Origin of the sequence: Rhodococcus sp. NCIMB 12038, assembly GCF_002165735.1 — a bacterium.
Lineage (GTDB): Bacteria > Actinomycetota > Actinomycetes > Mycobacteriales > Mycobacteriaceae > Rhodococcus_F.
In genome coordinates, this window is the sequence record NZ_NHML01000024.1 from 1 (window position 1) to 15,247 (window position 15,247).

Here is a 15,247-nt window from a genome sequence, read left to right on the forward strand (position 1 = left end):
CTGCTGGCCCAGCCAGAACTCGGTGCGACCCAGCAGATCCGCCACCGAATGCTCGGCGAAGAACTCCGGTGTCACGGTACGGGTGGTGGCCTCCTCGGCGACCGCCTTCGCGCCGTTCTCACAGAACTCCGCGTGCTTGCGGTGCCCGGGGGTTTCCGGCCACGCGCAGCCCGGGCAGTCGAATCCCTGCCGCTGATTCAGCTTCATCAGGGTCCGGGCCATACGCACCGGACCCATCTGCTCCAGTCCGCGCTTGAGCGAGACCAACACCGCAGGAACACCTGCCGCATAGGACTTCTCGTGCGTGACGACGACGTCTTCCTCGTCGAAGGTGTACCTGTCGGTGGTGTCGGTCATGGAATCAGTGTCCTCGGGCAATCCACTCGGCGAGATGCGGGGCCTCGGTACCGATCGTGGTGCCGTCCCCGTGCCCGGTGTGGACCACGGTCTGCTCGGGCAACGCGAACAACCGGTCCCGGATCGATCCGATGATCGTCGGGAAATCCGAGAACGACCGACCCGTGGCACCCGGGCCGCCGGAGAACAGGGTGTCCCCGGAGAACAACGCCCCCACCTCGGGCAGATACAGGCACACCGACCCCGGCGAATGCCCGGGTGCGTGGATCACCTGAATGTCGGTGCCGGCGATCGCGATCCGCTGCCCGTCCTCGAGGTTCCAGTACTTCTCGCCGGGGTGGCTCATCTTCCACAGCACGTCATCACCCGGGTGCAGCAGCACCGGGGCGTGCAACCGCTCCGCCAGTTCCGGGGCCACGGTCACGTGGTCGTTGTGCCCGTGCGTGCAGATCACCGCGTTCACGTGCCGGCCACCGACCGCGTCGATGATCGGCTGCGCGGCATGGGCGGCGTCGACGATCACCACCTCGGTGTCGTCCCCGACCAGCCAGATGTTGTTGTCGACGTTCCATTCGCCGCCGTCGAGGGCGAAGGTGCCCTCGGTGACGACCCGCTCGATCCGCAGTTTTCCGCTCACAGCACGACCACCGAACGCAGCACCTCACCGGCATGCATCCGGTGGAACGCCTGCTCCACCTCGTCGATCTTGATGCGCTCGGTGACGAACTTCTCCAGCGGCAACCGGCCCTGCTGGAACAGATCCACCAGCATCGGGAAGTCGCGCTCCGGCAGGCAGTCGCCGTACCAGGACGACTTCAACGACCCGCCGCGGGAGAAGAAGTCGATCAACGGCATTTCCAACGTCATATCCGGGGTCGGGACCCCCACCAAAACGACGGTGCCGGCCAGATCGCGGGCGTAGAACGCCTGCTTCCACGTCTCCGGGCGACCGACCGCGTCGATCACCACGTCCGCACCGAACCCGCCGGTCAACTCCTGCACCGCCTCGACCGCATCGACGTTGCCGCCGTTGATGGTGTGCGTCGCACCCAGGTCCTTGGCCCATTCGAGCTTCTTGTCGTCCCGGTCGATCGCGATGATCTTGTTGGCGCCGGCCAGGCGGGCACCCATGATCGCGGCATCACCGACACCGCCGCAGCCGATGACGGCCACCGAGTCGCCGCGGCCCACGTTGCCGGTGTTCACCGCGGCACCGAGGCCGGCCATCACACCGCACCCCAGCAAACCGACGACCGCCGGGTCGGCGGACGGATCCACCTTCGTGCACTGCCCCGCATGAACCAGGGTCTTGTCGGCGAACGCCCCGATCCCCAGCGCCGGGGTCAATGCGGTGCCGTCCTCGAGGGTCATCTTCTGCGCCGCGTTGTGGGTGTCGAAACAGTACTGCGGGCGACCACGCTTACACGCCCGGCACTGCCCGCACACCGCCCGCCAGTTCAGCACCACGAAATCGCCGACCGCCACCGACGTCACGCCCTCGCCGACACTCTCCACGATGCCGGACGCCTCGTGCCCGAGCAGGAACGGGAACTCGTCGTTGATCCCACCATCGCGATACGTCAGGTCCGTGTGGCACACACCGCACGCCGCGATATCCACCACCACCTCACCCGGACCCGGATCCGGAATATTCACGGTCGCGATCTCGACGGGGGCACCCTTGGAGCGGGCGATGACGCCTCGTACCTGCTGCGGCATTGGACTCATTCCTTCGGTCGATCAGTCAGTGCGGGATCGATGCATGGCTATATATGCACCTCTCCCGAGACCCTACGTTCCGGAGGTTCACAGAGGGACTGATCGAAGTGAGAGGTCGACCTAGCCGGATTGCGAGCCCCTCGGGGCGGGGTCGAAAACCGTCGATCGCCGGAAACCGACGGTTGACAGGCTGCGGTATATACAGGACTATACATCTCGAACGAGTGAGGCAGACCACACTGAACGCAGACGCCGGACGACGTCCGCAACCGCCTCGTGAGTACCCGTACACCGCATCGATCACGGAGTTCCGATGACCCGGAAAGATCCCCGCCCGACCGAGGAACCGCACCCGCCCGTTCCGGTGCTGCTCGACGGCTCCCAGCTCACCGTCGATCAGCTGACGACTCTGGCCCGGGAGCCCGTCGTCGTCGCGCCCGACCCCGCCGCGCTCGACCACGCACACCGTTCCTGGGAGACCGCCGTGCGCATCGCCGCGCGTCAGCCGATCTACGGACGCAACACGGGTGTCGGCGGAAACCGGGACACATCCGTCTCCGACGGTGTCGAACAGGACCTCCGCCTGCTCCGTAGCCACGCGACGGGTTCGGGTCCCTCGCTGCCGGACCACGTCGTCCGCGCCGCGATGATCATTCGCGTCAACCAGATCCTCAACGGCGGATCCGGTCTGCACCCCGACATCGTGACCGCGCTGATCGATGCCGTCTTCGCGGACGAACTGCCGGCCGTGCACGCTCGCGGGGCGATCGGCACCGGCGACCTCAGCGCGTTCTCCGAGATCGCGCTCGGGCTGATGGGCGAGACACCGCTGCGGGACAGCCGGGTCGTGCCCCGGTGGACGGCGCACCAGGGTGATGCGCTCCCCTTCATCTCGACGAACGCGATGACCGTCGCGCTCGCCGCCACGGCCACCGACAGCGTGGCGAACTGGCTGGAGCATTCGCTGATCGTCGGCGTGCTGTCGCTGCTGGCGACGCGCAGTTCCGTCGAGCCGTTCGCGGCACGGGTGCAGGCGGCCCGCAGGCATCTCGGCCAGGAGGAAGTGGCAGGCCGGGTCCGGGAACTTCTCGCCGACCACGACGTCCGGGCCGCCCGGGTACAGGACTCGTACGGGTTCCGCGCCCTCCCCCAGATCCTCGGCGCCACCTGGCAGGCGCTGCAACGACTGCGGGGAACCCTCGCGATCGAGATGAACTCGTCCTCCGAGAACCCCCTCATCTCCGTCGAGGACGACGCCGTGTTCCACAACGGCAACTTCCACGGAATGCCGATCGCCCTCGCCGTGGACGAGGCGAAACTCGCGCTGTCGAGCGCGGCGTTGCTGTCGCAGTGCAGGTTGGCCAACCTGTCGGATCCGGCGGTCACCGGTCTGCGGCCGTTCCTGGCCGACGGACCGGCAGGCAGCAGCGGCACCATGCTGCTGGAGTACACGACGTCCGCGGCCATCGCGGAGATCCGGATGGCCGCCGCACCGGGTTCTCTCGGGCACACGGTCATCTCCCGCGGCACCGAGGACCACGCGAGTTTCGCGTCCCAGGCCGCCACCCAGCTCACCGACATCCTCGCGCAGTCCCGCATCGTCCTTGCGTGCGAACTGATCTCGGCGGTGCGGGCACTCGGCCAGCAGCACCGCGACCTCGACACGGACACCGAACTCGGCGCCTACTTGCACCGTGCGCGCACGTGCCTGGACCCCCGGACGACCGACCGCCCCCTGAGCGACGACCTGAAAGCTGCGATGAAGTTCCTGGAACAGTTGCCGAATCCGGAGAAAGACACAGCTCGGTAGAGCAGTCCCACCGACACCGAACTTCCGGGCGCCTCACCTCCCGGACTACACGAAAGTAGCACGCGGATGATCACATTCGACAAAGTCACCAAGGCGTACCCGGACGGCACGACCGCGGTGAACGAACTGGACCTCGAGTGCCCCAGCGGCAAGATCACGGCCCTCGTCGGTCCGTCGGGCTGCGGCAAGACGACCTCGTTGCGCATGATCAACAGGTTGATCGAACCGACCTCCGGAACCATCTCCCTCGACGGCGAATCCACCGCGGACATGGACCCGGCGCTGCTGCGCCGGCGGATCGGGTACGTCATCCAGCACGCCGGACTGTTCCCGCATCGCACCATCGTGGACAACGTCGCGACGATGCCGAAGCTGCTGGGGAAGACGAAGAAGGAGGCCCGGACCCGGGCCATGGAGCTGCTCGAGACGGTCGGTCTCGCCGCGCACTTCGCCGACCGGTACCCGTGGCAGCTCTCGGGTGGGCAGCAGCAGCGAGTCGGGGTCGCGCGCGCTCTGGCCGCGGATCCAGCGTTCATGCTGATGGACGAGCCGTTCAGTGCCGTCGACCCGGTGGTCCGGAGCCAGCTCCAGGACGAATTCCTCCGGCTTCAGAAAGAAATCGGAAAGACGATCATCATCGTCACCCACGACATCGACGAAGCGCTCAAACTCGGCGACCAGGTGGTCGTGTTACGGACCGGCGGAGTCCTGGCGCAGGCGGCCACTCCCCTGGAGTTGCTGACCGAGCCCGCCGACGAGTTCGTCGCCGACTTCGTCGGACGCGACCGCGGCTACCGGTCGCTGGGTTTCGCGAACCTCGACGGTCGCGTGGAGACGGTCGCCGAACCCGTTGCTCGTCTGGGTGATTCGGCGGGCGAGGCCCTCGCGCGGGCGTCCGACGACTGGCTTCTCGTCGTCGACCCGGCGAACAAGCCGATCGGGTGGGTTCAGCCGGCGAACGTCGTCGGCAGCATTCGCCCGGACGACGTGAATCTCAGCGGCACGGTCGCCGACGCACACGGGACGATGCGGGCGCTGCTCGACGCCGCCCTGTCCGCACCCAGCAAGCGGGGTGTGGTCGTCGACGGCGACGGGGTACTCGTGGGCACCGTGACGGCCCACGCGGCCGTGGCAGCGATCGAGTCGGCGGATCTCGCGGGGGCGGTGGCCCGATGAACTTCGAATGGCTGGGCCGCCAGTCCGACCGCATCGTCGAACTCGTCGGCTGGCACATCCTGCTCTCCCTCGTGCCGATCGTCATCGGCGTGATCGTCGCGTTGCCCATCGGCTGGCTCGCGCACCGCAATCGCCGGATCAACCCGTACGTGGTCGGGACCGCAGGCCTGCTCTACACGATCCCGTCGCTCGCCCTGTTCGTGCTGCTGCCACCGATCCTCGGGACGAAGATCCTCGATCCGATGAACATCATCGTCGCCCTGACGATCTACACCGTCGCCATGCTGGTTCGGGTCGTCGCCGACGCACTCGACTCGGTGCCCCAGGAAACCGTGCTCGCCGCGACGGCGATGGGCTACCGTCCGTATCAGACGCTGCTCAAAGTTCAGCTCCCGGTAGGTGTTCCCGTAATTTGCGCGGGACTGCGGGTGGCCGTGGTGTCGAACGTCAGCCTGGTCTCGCTCGCCGCTCTGCTCGGAATCCCGCAGATCGGTTCGCTGTTCACCCAGGGCTTCCAGCTGCGTTTCTACACACCCATCATCGCCGGCATCGCGCTCAGCCTGTTGCTGGCACTGGTTCTCGACCTCCTCATCGTGCTCGCGAACCGGCTACTCACCCCGTGGACCCCGAAGGTGGTCACCTCATGATCGACTTTCTGCTCGACGGTGCCCATTGGACAGGGCCCGAAGGTATTCCGGCCCTGCTCCTTCAGCACCTGATGTACACGTTCCTCGCCCTGTTCGCCGCCGCGCTGATCGCCGTGCCACTCGGCCTGTACATCGGGCACACCGGGCGCGGGTCCGTCGTCGTCGCCGGTCTGGCCAACTCACTGCGCGCCCTCCCCACCATCGGGTTGCTGATCCTGCTGGTGCTCGTCATCGCGCCGTCGTTCTCGAGCAAGCTGGCCTATCTAATTCCGAGCCTGATCGTGCTGGTGCTGCTGGCCATTCCGCCGATCCTCACCAACACGTACGCGGGCATCCGCTCCGTCGACCCGGCCGCCGTGGACGCGGCACGGGGAATGGGGTTCCGGTCGATGCGCATCCTCACCGAGGTGGAGATGCCCTGCGCGCTGCCGTTGATGCTGTCGGGCATCCGGAGCGCGGTGCTGCAGATCGTGTCGACGGCGACCGTCGCCGCGTACATCTCGCTCGGCGGCCTGGGACGACTCCTCATCGACGGCAAGGCACAGAGTGACTACGCGCAGATGGCGGCGGGGGCGGTCCTCGTGTCGCTCCTCGCGCTCGCCTTCGATCTCGCGATCGGGTTCCTCACGGTTCGGGTCGTCTCGCCCGGACTCACCCGGAGGGTGCGCAGCAGCAAGCGGGCCACGTCCGAAGACCCCGCGGTCGCGGCCCGTCCCACGTCCGTCCCCGAGCCCTCGCTGATCTGAAGGACATCACCATGAAGAAGGCATTGATCGTCGCTCTGGCAGGCGCCACCCTGGTGTCGTTGACGGCCTGCGGGATCGGCAAGGACCCGCTCGCGGCCGACGGCGGCGGGAGCAGCGAGGGCGCCATCGTCGTCGGTTCCGCGGACTTCCCCGAGAGCCAACTGATCGCCACCATCTACGCGGAGGCGTTGCGTGCGAACGGCATCGACGTGACGGAGAAGCTCAACATCGGGAGCCGGGAAGTGTACGTCCCGGCCATCCGGGACGGTTCCATCGACCTGCTGCCCGAATACTCGGGTGCGTTGCTCCAGTATCTGGACAGCGCCACCACCGCGACCGCGTCGGACGAGGTGACCGAGCAGATCAAGGCGAAGCTTCCCGCCGGGCTCATCGCGCTGGAACCGTCCCCCGCCGAGGACAAGGACGTTCTCGCGGTGCGGCAGGAGACCGCGGACGAGTACTCGCTCGAGACGATCGAGGACCTCGTGCCCCACGCCGGCGAACTGACCCTCGGCGGCCCGCCCGAATGGAAGACCCGCGAGAACGGCGTCGCCGGCCTGAAGGACAGGTACGGGTTGACGTTCAAGGAGTTCCTGGCGCTGGACGCGGGCGGCCCCCTCACGCTCAACGCCCTGCTCAGCGGTCAGATCGAGGTCGCGGACGTGTTCAGCACCGACCCGGCGATGCGTTCGGAGAACCTCGTGGCCCTCGAGGACACCAAACACCTGTTCCTGGCCGAGAACATCACCCCGATCATCAACGAGAACAAGGCCGGCGACAACGTCCGCGCCGTGCTGGCGGACGTGTCGGCGGCGTTGACCACCGAGGATCTCATCGCGATGAACGAGCGGGTGGCCGACCTCGAGGACATGGGCGACATCGCCCGGGAATGGTTGCAGGACAAGGGCCTGGCGTCCTGACCCTCCCCCGCGTCAGCCCAGTGCGTCGAACGTCGCCGTCGCGTACTGGGCGGTGCGGTCGGAGCCGAGCAGTCCCGGACCCATCTTGTTCATCACGTACGTCATGGTCATCCGGCGTTCGGTGTCGACGACGACCTGCGAACCGCCCCAGCCACCCCAGAAGCAGATCCGCCCTTCGGGGACGAACGGCACCGACACGGGCGTCGGCAATCCGTAGCCGATGCCGAACCGGATCGGCTGCCCCAGCGCCAGATCCACGCCGTTCGACTGCTCCTCGAAAACCAGGGAAATGGTGTCCGGCGACAGCAGGCGGACCCCGTCGAGTTCCCCGCCGCAGGCCACCACCGACTGGATCCGGGCGAGTGACCGGGCGTTGCCCTGACCGCCGGCCGCGCCGTTTTCCGCCCTGCGCCACGCGTCGGACCAGGACGCGGAGGCGTCCGGTCCGGGTCCGGTGAACGTCTTGACGATGACGCTGGCGGGGTCGAGGGACGCCAGGTCGATCGGCAACGGCGGCGGCGGGACCACGTTCGACACCCGGCTGAATTCCGACGGGTCCAGTCCGATGTGGAAGTCTGCACCCAGCGGTCCGGCGATCTCCTCGGCCACGAAACGCCCCAGGGTGCGGCCGTCGACCCGTCGAATGACCTCGCCGATCAGGTGGCCGTAGTTGAGTGCGTGATATCCGGACGCCGTGCCCGGCTCCCACCACGGAGCCTGGGCGGCAAGTCGTTTCGTCGACTCGGCGAGGTCGAACGTGTCCTCGACCGTGATCGGCTGATCCCACCCCGACACACCCGAGGTGTGCGAGAGGAGATGCCGGACCTCGACGCGCTCCTTGCCTGCGGCCGCGAACTCGGGCCAGTACTTCGCGACGGGCGCGTACACGTCCAGCAGACCGCGGTCGACGAGCATCAGCGCGGCGAGAGCGGTCACCGTCTTGGTGCACGACCACACGTTGGTGAGGGTGTCGCGCCCCCATTCGGTGGTGTGATCGGCATCGGACCATCCGCCCCAGATGTCGACCACCGGCTGTCCGTCGAGGGTCACGACGATCGACGCGCCGAGCTCCTCACCGGAGTCGAGATTGTCCTTCAGTGCGTCCTGCAACGCCGCGAAGCGCTGGTCGCACACTCCTCCGAGCTTGGTCACCTGCGGTTCCTCTCCACCGGCCGACACCATATTGATATTGACATCGGATTCAAATGAGGTTCCCAGTCTGATCCCGGGACGGTGTGATGTCAATCACTTGCTGCTCGGGGTGCGTCCTCAGCCCGTCACCGGCAGCACCAGCGCCTGCCCCGGGTCGCCCGCGGCGATGGTGACCTGATGCGGCACCAGCCCGCCGCGGAAGCTCGGATCGCCGCCGGCCACCACGAGCCGAACGCGGTGCCCCTCACCGAAACGATGGACGATCGCCGGCATCACGACCTGCACGGGCTCACCGGGTGCCACCATCCGCACCGGCGCGACCTGCCCGTTGATCAGCGTTTCGGTGCCGTCGGGAGCCACGTCGTACAGCTTGGTGAAAACCACCACCGAGTCCTCGACACCGGTGACCGCGGGTGCGGCCGTGACGCGGACGTCGAGCACGGGCGCTCCGACCACGTCCAGTGGGGCATCGAGGATCCCCGACGACCACTCGGCCCCCGTTCCGGGCTCGACGCTCTGCGGGACCGGGGCGTTCGGCCTCGTGTCCGGCGCCTCGCGGTCGGTGGGAAGTCCCCCGGGCAGTGTGTGCAGCGTCTGAGCGCCGGCGACGACACTGTCCCGGCGGTCGGTCAGCGCGCCGTCACCGGAGAGGTAGAGCGAAAAGTCCTGACCCACCGAGACGTCCGAGGATTCGGCGTACGCCGGTGCGGCGTTGCCGGTGTAGTCGACCCAGTTGCGGAAGTAGCTGAATACCGGCCCGGTGCTCGCCCCGCTGTCCCGCAGGTAGTGGTCGAACCAGTCGATGATTCGGCCCGTCTCGTACTGGGTCTCGGGGTTGGGGTCCTTCAGGTTGATCTCGCCCTCGGCGGGGGTGAGGTTGGAATGGCCCCAGCTGTGCCAGATCATCTTCACGTCGTTGCCCTGCGCCTGCAGCGCCTCGAAGGTGGCCTTCGATTCGTTGAGGTCGAACAGGGTGTCCTGCTGGCCCTGCATCAATAAGACCGGGATCTTCACGCGGTCGGCGTACGACACCACGGAGGACTGCCGCAGGAAGTCGACGGACGCCGGGTCCGGGAAACCCTGCACCGCGGACTGTGCCAGTGCAGGGCACGCCGGGTCCGCGAAGTTGGGGCATCCCAAGGCCCGCACCGGGTCCTGCGCGTAGCCCTCCGCCCGGGGATTGGTGACGCCGACGGCCCCGAACGTCAACGACCACACCACCTTCGACGCACCGGGAACCGACGTGCTGACCCCGGACGTCTGGTCGATGCTGTTGGGCGCGAGCGAATAGCTGAGATCGTTCCACGTGATCATCGGGATGATCGTGTCGATCCGTGGGTCCACCGACGCCGCGGCGAACTGAACCGCCCCGCCGTAGGAGCCGCCGATCATCCCGACCCGCGGATCGTTCGCCTCGGCCGTGCCGTGGTGGGCCGTCGCGTCCTGCACCACGTAGTCGAGGCCCGGAACGGGAATGGTGTGCGCGGGATCGACGAACGCCATCCCGTCGCGTCCGCCGAGGAAGCTCACCAGTTCACTCGCCGCGCGGCCGTCGTACTCGGGGTTGTCCATGTGGATCTTGCAGCCCGAACCGCCGAAGCCCAGCCCGGAATAGGCGAGCACCGCGTAGCCCCGCGAGGCGAGGAACGAGGCGATACCCGCCTGATCGTTCTTGGAACCGCCGAAGCCGTTGGTGGTGAGGACAGCGGGGACTCGATTCGACGCCGACGCCCCATCCGGTGTGTACACGTCGCCGATTACGTCGCACGGCACGTCGCGGTTCGGTCCGACGAAGACCTGGAAACGGAGCGTTGTCTTCGTGAACCCGCCCGCGTCGGCGGTCGCCGGAGCGGCCGCCGCGAACGGTGTCAGGACAGCGGCCGCGGCCACCGCCATCGTCAGCGCCGATCTGCCCACCCTGCGATTCACAGCCCACCCGCCATCCGTCACGCCGTCCGGAGAACCTCCGAAGAGCGTAAACGCTCTGGACCGGGCGAGACGGCAATTCCCGGACGACAGTACCGGTCCGCCGTGCCGTTTATATTTGAGTCGTGCCAATATCCAAGCGCGCCGAAACATCACTGCTGACCGACCAGGTCTACGACATGATCCACGAGTCGATCATGAACGGTGATCTGCCTGCCGGTGCCCGCCTGCGCGTGCGGGATCTCGCCGAACAGGTGGGAACCAGCGTGATGCCGGTGCGCGAGGCGATCCGCCGACTCGAGGAAGCGGGGCTGGCCGAGCGGTCACCGCACAAGGGGGCGGTGGTCAAGGGCCTCACCCTCGCCGAGTTGGTGCACGTCTACGACGTGCGCCGGTTGCTCGAAGTAGAGGCCGCCCGGTTGGGCGCGCAGCGGATCAGCGCCGAGGACAGCGCCCGGATGCAGGACGAGTTCACGCTGATGCGCACCGCCCTCGACGAGCGGCGGGTGGTGGCCTATCTCGACCACGACGAGGCGCTGCTGACGATCCTGTACGAGGCCGCCGAAAATCCCGTGCTGGTCGAGATGATCCGCGCGCTGTGGCAGCGCTGCCGGGCCTACAAGATCGTCGGCGCCGAGGGCACCGTCGACACGACCGAGGACGACTCGCTGTGGCAATACCAGCAACGTCTCGTCGAGGCCGCCCGCAAGCACGACGACGCCGCGGCCGCCGCCGTCAACAACGAATCGCTCCTGGACGCGACCGCGCGGATCAAGGCGCAACTCGCGCAGCAGGACGCGGGCTAGGGCCTGACGCAACCACCGTGGCCTGACGTGCCCACCCCCAGGTGAGTGGCAAAGCGTCCCCGGGCACACTTTCCCACTCACGTGGGGGGTTGGTCGAGCCGGCTGCGGTAGAAGAGCACCGTCACGGCGACCACCGCTTCGAGCGCGGCGGTCGCGAGGGCCGCCGCCATCGGAGTCGACAGCGACTGCCCCATCGGCGCCGAGGCCGCCGCATGCATCGCGTGCCCGTGGTGGCCGCCGCCCGAACCGGGACTCATCACGGCGAGGTGCAGCGCGATCATCCCGACGTTCATCAGCGCGACCAGCCCCCAGTCCCGCTGCGAACCCCGCATCCACAGGTGCCCCGCGCAGTACAGGCAACCGAGGATCATCGCGACAGTCACCAGCCCGACCATCGGCGACGACGCCGCATGCTCACCGAGCGTCGCGGCGTGGAGTCCGGCCGTGGCGACCGCGAGGGCCGCGGCCGCCCGCCGCCACCAGTGACTGGTGCGACGGGCGGCCGTAGAGAAGGCCGTAGAGAAGGCCGTGGAGAAAACGGTGGTCACGACGTCTAGCCTTCGCAGCAGTGCTTCGCGGTGCTCGCCGGCAGGTCGAGCGCGGGATTGCGGTCGAAGAACCCGACGGGCTTGAGCTTGAACCCGGCGTAGTCGACGGGCATGACCGGCCAGTCCTCGGGCCGGGGAAAGTGCGTCAGCCCGAACGTGTGCCACAGCACCAGGTCTTCGCCGTCGATGTCCCGGTTGCCCGCCACGAAGGCCGGCAGACCGGCCTGGCCCGGGTGCTGGTTGACGAAGTCGCCTGCGGGATAGCGCTCGGACTCGTCGTACTGGGTCACCCACAGGTGCTTGGTCGCGAACGCGGCGCGGGCGGCGATCGAACTCGACGGGTCGGCCAGGAGCACCGGTTGTCCCTCGGGGTGCAGGGCGTACCCGACGTCCTGTCCGAGCCTGTTCTGCTTGGTGGGATTGGTGATGTGCCAGACGCGGGCCTTGAGGTTGTCGGCGGTGCGCTGCCCCTCGGATTCGGTGGTCAGCTTCGTCTTCTGGCAGCGGAAGGCGTTGCCCCACGGGTTCTCCGGACCCATCGGGACGGGCACCGCGTCCACTTCCTCGACGGTGTTCACGTGGCCGTCGACGGCCATGTCGAGGCGGGCGGAGAAGAGGTGCTGATGGAACGGGGCGCCGAGTCCGGGGGCCATCTGGGTGGAGAATCCGTCCGCGCCGCGGTACGCGGAGGTGAAGACGATGCCGGTGGCCTTCGCCTCGAGCTCGATGGTGCCGTCCAGGTAGAGGTACCAGTAGAACCCGTAGTCGTAGTTGCCGATGGTGAGGAAGAACGAGATGACGAGGCGGCGCGAGCGGCGGGTCTCGGTCATGCCGTTGAACATGTCGGTGTGCTTCCACAGGACGCCGTAGTCCTCTTCGTGGAGGCAGATCGCGTTCTTCATCACCCGCGGGTCGCCGGACTCGTCGGCGATGGTGACGTCGAAGTACTGGATCTCACCGAGGCAGTCGCAACCGAGTTCGAGCGAGTTCGTGTACCGGCCGAACAGGTACTCCCCCTGGTCGAAGTAGTTCTGCCAGTACCGAACCGGGGACGGGTCGGCGTACGGGACCACCATCTCGGCGATCGACGCACGGTAGATCACGGGGCGTTCGACTCCCCCGTCGTCGAACGAGAGCTGGTGCAGCGTCAGTCCCTCGCGCACGTCGAAGCCGAAGCGGAACTTCCAGTCGGCCCAGGTGATCTCGTTGCCGTCGACGGAAAAGCTGGCACCCTCGGGCTGCGTGATCTCGATCGGCTTGAGATCGGTGCGGGTGGGTGTCGCGTGCGGTTCGGCGTCCCATTCACCGCGCTCGGCGGGCACCGGCAGCTCGATCTCGTCGACCACCTTCACGACGCGACGCTCGGTGAGGTCGACGTAGGCCACCACCCCGTCGATGGGGTGCGCCCACGGCAGGTCCGCCTTGTCCTCCTGATGGAAGGCGAGGACGCGGACGATGCGGTGCCCGACCTCGTCCTCGTGACCGAACACACCGGCGGACAGGGGAACCGCCCGGACCTTCGACGGTTCGATGTCGCGCTTCGCCATCGCGGCGAGCCAGTCGGCGCTGCCGAGCAGGAACGCTTCGATGTCCTCGAACTCCTCGTCGAGGATCGGGACGTGACCGTCGGTGGCGGAATCGACGGTGGTCGAGCTGATCACGCGGTTCTCCGTCACCGACACGACGAGGTCGGTGCCGATGCCGGTGGACCGGTCGAGCAGCAGGATCCGGGCGCGCCGCTCGATCGGGTCGCCGGGGGTGAACGCGAGGACCGTGGACTTGTGCGGCTCGGCGAGCGCGACGAACACGAAGCGCACGTTCTCGCCGATCAGTCCCTCGTCGGTGAGGAGTGCTTTCGCCGAGCGGATCTCGTCCGCGGACAGCGGGGTGAGCGGATGATCCGGGGCGGCGGACCTCACGGTGGCGCGGGTCTCGGTGGTGGCGGTACTCATCGTGCGATCTCCTTGTCGATGATGGTGTCGTTCGTGTGGTGCTGCGGTAGTGCGGTGTTCTGTCGTGCGGCGTGGGGCCGGAGTACTGCGACTGCTGCTCCGCCGGCGAAGGTCCCGACGAGCAGGACCCCGATGGCGGCGGCGAGTGTGCTGGACCCGCCGACGAGGAGGGGAAGGTTGGCGACGGTCATGATCAGGAGCCCGGCCAGGCCGACGAGTCCGAGCAGTGGTGCGATCACCGTGTTCCACAGCCGCCGGTCCACCCGGGTCCGGCCGAAGTAGACGAGGACGGCCACGGACGTCAGGGTCATCAGAGCGACGATGCCGACCGAGGACACCCCGGCGAACCAGGCGAACACCTCGGTCACCGGGTCGAGTCCGGCGACGGCGGACGCGACGATCAGGACCAGGGCGGACACCGTCTGCACGACCGACGCGACGTACGGCGACGCGTGCTTGTCGTGCGAGCGGCCGCAGCCTGTGGGCAGGGCCGCGCTGTTGCCGAGCGAGAAGATGTACCGGGAGAGCACGTTGTGGAAGGACAGCAGTGCGGCGAACAGGCTCGTGATCAGGAAGATCTGGACGAGGTCGCCGGCGATCGCGCCGACGTAGCGGGTGGCGGTCTCGGTGATCATGCCTTCGGGGTTCTCGGTGGCGATGGCCACCGCGCCCTCGTCGCCCCACGCGCTGACCATCGCCCAGCTCGACAGTGCGTAGAAGCCGCCGATGACCAGCAACGCCAGGTAGGTGGCGCGGGGAATGGTGCGTCCCGGGTCGCGGGCCTCGTCGCGGAAGACGGCGGTGGCCTCGAATCCGATGTACCCGGCGATGGCGAAGATCAGGGCGATGCCGGGTGCTCCGGAGAAGAACTCGCCCGGGTGGAATGCCGCCGTTGAGAATCCCTCGTCACCGCCGCCGCGGAGGATGACCGAGGCGTCGATGACGAGGACGATGCCGACCTCGCAGACGAGCAACACGCCGAGCACCTTGCCGGACAGGTCGATGTGCCGGTACCCGAGGATCGCGACGACGGCGGTTACGGCCAGGGCCCACACGTACCAGGGAAGTGCGGGACCGCCGTGCGCGGTGACGAAATCGTTGACGGCGGCCCCGATGTATCCGTAGACCGCGCCCTGGACGGCGGTGTACGACAGCAGCGCGAGGAACGCGGAGCCGAGACCGGCGTGCCTGCCCAGGCCCTGCGTGATGTAGGTGTAGAACGCGCCGGCGCCGGGGAGGTGCTTGGCCATCGCGGTGAATCCGACGGCGAAGAACAGCAGCACCACCGTGCAGACGAGGTACGACGCGGGGTAGGCGGCGCCGTTGCCCGCCGAGATCCCCAGCGGGACGGTGCCGGCGATCACGGTCAACGGGGCCGCCGCTGCGACGACCATGAACACGATGGCACCCGGACCGAGGGTGCCTGCCAGTCTGCGAGACGCGCCGTCGCTGACTGCACTCGACTGCGGTGAGGCGTTGGTTGTCATG

The 15,247-nt window shown here is 67.8% G+C and carries 13 protein-coding genes and 1 pseudogene; 6 read left to right on the forward strand and 8 right to left on the reverse strand.

Going from position 1 to position 15,247, the window contains the following annotated elements:
* The 3 genes and pseudogenes from CA951_RS30400 to CA951_RS30410 form a co-directional block, all read right to left on the reverse strand.
* A pseudogene (locus CA951_RS30400) lies at nucleotides 1-357 on the reverse strand (hypothetical protein); the annotation flags it as partial.
* Nucleotides 358-361: 4 nt separating this feature from the next.
* Nucleotides 362-994, reverse strand: coding sequence for an MBL fold metallo-hydrolase (locus tag CA951_RS30405; protein WP_087560398.1), 633 nt, complete (start codon nucleotides 992-994; stop codon nucleotides 362-364).
* The gene (locus CA951_RS30410) at nucleotides 991-2,076 is read right to left on the reverse strand and encodes an S-(hydroxymethyl)mycothiol dehydrogenase (RefSeq protein WP_087560399.1); all 1,086 of its coding nucleotides are present in this window, start codon (nucleotides 2,074-2,076) and stop codon (nucleotides 991-993) included. Before CA951_RS30410 ends, CA951_RS30405 begins: the two co-directional genes overlap by 4 nt.
* Nucleotides 2,077-2,389: 313 nt before the next feature.
* Between CA951_RS30410 and CA951_RS30415 the strand changes: the two genes are divergently transcribed.
* The 5 genes from CA951_RS30415 to CA951_RS30435 all read left to right on the forward strand — a co-directional run bounded on the left by CA951_RS30415 (nucleotide 2,390) and on the right by CA951_RS30435 (nucleotide 7,375).
* Complete coding sequence (locus tag CA951_RS30415) at nucleotides 2,390-3,886, forward strand: aromatic amino acid ammonia-lyase (RefSeq protein WP_087560400.1); 1,497 nt, start codon at nucleotides 2,390-2,392, stop codon at nucleotides 3,884-3,886.
* Between the two features lie 66 nt (nucleotides 3,887-3,952).
* Nucleotides 3,953-5,062 (forward strand): ABC transporter ATP-binding protein, encoded by a 1,110-nt coding sequence (locus tag CA951_RS30420; RefSeq protein ID WP_087560401.1) that lies wholly within the window; start codon nucleotides 3,953-3,955, stop codon nucleotides 5,060-5,062.
* Nucleotides 5,059-5,709: an ABC transporter permease gene (locus CA951_RS30425; protein ID WP_087560402.1), complete on the forward strand. Its 651-nt coding sequence runs from the start codon at nucleotides 5,059-5,061 to the stop codon at nucleotides 5,707-5,709. The genes CA951_RS30420 and CA951_RS30425 overlap by 4 nt, the downstream gene beginning before the upstream one ends.
* A complete protein-coding gene (locus CA951_RS30430) occupies nucleotides 5,706-6,455 on the forward strand; it encodes an ABC transporter permease (protein WP_087560403.1) in 750 nt (249 codons plus the stop codon). The genes CA951_RS30425 and CA951_RS30430 overlap by 4 nt, the downstream gene beginning before the upstream one ends.
* Nucleotides 6,456-6,466: 11 nt before the next feature.
* The gene (locus tag CA951_RS30435) at nucleotides 6,467-7,375 is read left to right on the forward strand and encodes an ABC transporter substrate-binding protein (protein ID WP_087560404.1); all 909 of its coding nucleotides are present in this window, start codon (nucleotides 6,467-6,469) and stop codon (nucleotides 7,373-7,375) included.
* Between the two features lie 12 nt (nucleotides 7,376-7,387).
* Here CA951_RS30435 and CA951_RS30440 read toward each other — a convergent pair whose 3' ends face one another.
* Nucleotides 7,388-8,527 (reverse strand): serine hydrolase domain-containing protein, encoded by a 1,140-nt coding sequence (locus tag CA951_RS30440; RefSeq protein WP_087560514.1) that lies wholly within the window; start codon nucleotides 8,525-8,527, stop codon nucleotides 7,388-7,390.
* 117 nt (nucleotides 8,528-8,644) lie between these two features.
* Nucleotides 8,645-10,423: a CocE/NonD family hydrolase gene (locus CA951_RS30445; RefSeq protein WP_087560515.1), complete on the reverse strand. Its 1,779-nt coding sequence runs from the start codon at nucleotides 10,421-10,423 to the stop codon at nucleotides 8,645-8,647.
* A 161-nt stretch (nucleotides 10,424-10,584) separates the two neighbouring features.
* On the opposite strand from CA951_RS30445, the gene CA951_RS30450 reads away from it, so the two are divergent.
* Nucleotides 10,585-11,259 (forward strand): GntR family transcriptional regulator, encoded by a 675-nt coding sequence (locus CA951_RS30450; protein WP_087560516.1) that lies wholly within the window; start codon nucleotides 10,585-10,587, stop codon nucleotides 11,257-11,259.
* Between the two features lie 77 nt (nucleotides 11,260-11,336).
* Here the strand turns inward: CA951_RS30450 and CA951_RS30455 are convergent, their stop codons facing one another.
* From CA951_RS30455 to CA951_RS30465, 3 genes are read right to left on the reverse strand one after another with little or no spacing between them, the layout of a single operon-like run.
* Entirely contained in the window at nucleotides 11,337-11,807 is a 471-nt protein-coding gene (locus tag CA951_RS30455; protein ID WP_087560405.1) for a hypothetical protein, read from the reverse strand.
* 5 nt (nucleotides 11,808-11,812) lie between these two features.
* On the reverse strand, nucleotides 11,813-13,759 hold the full coding sequence (locus CA951_RS30460; protein WP_087560406.1) for a primary-amine oxidase: 1,947 nt from the start codon (nucleotides 13,757-13,759) through the stop codon (nucleotides 11,813-11,815).
* Nucleotides 13,756-15,246 carry an APC family permease gene (locus CA951_RS30465; protein WP_087560407.1) on the reverse strand — a complete coding sequence of 497 codons (1,491 nt, stop codon included), beginning with the start codon at nucleotides 15,244-15,246 and terminating at the stop codon, nucleotides 13,756-13,758. The genes CA951_RS30460 and CA951_RS30465 overlap by 4 nt, the downstream gene beginning before the upstream one ends.
* Nucleotide 15,247 lies beyond the last annotated feature (1 nt).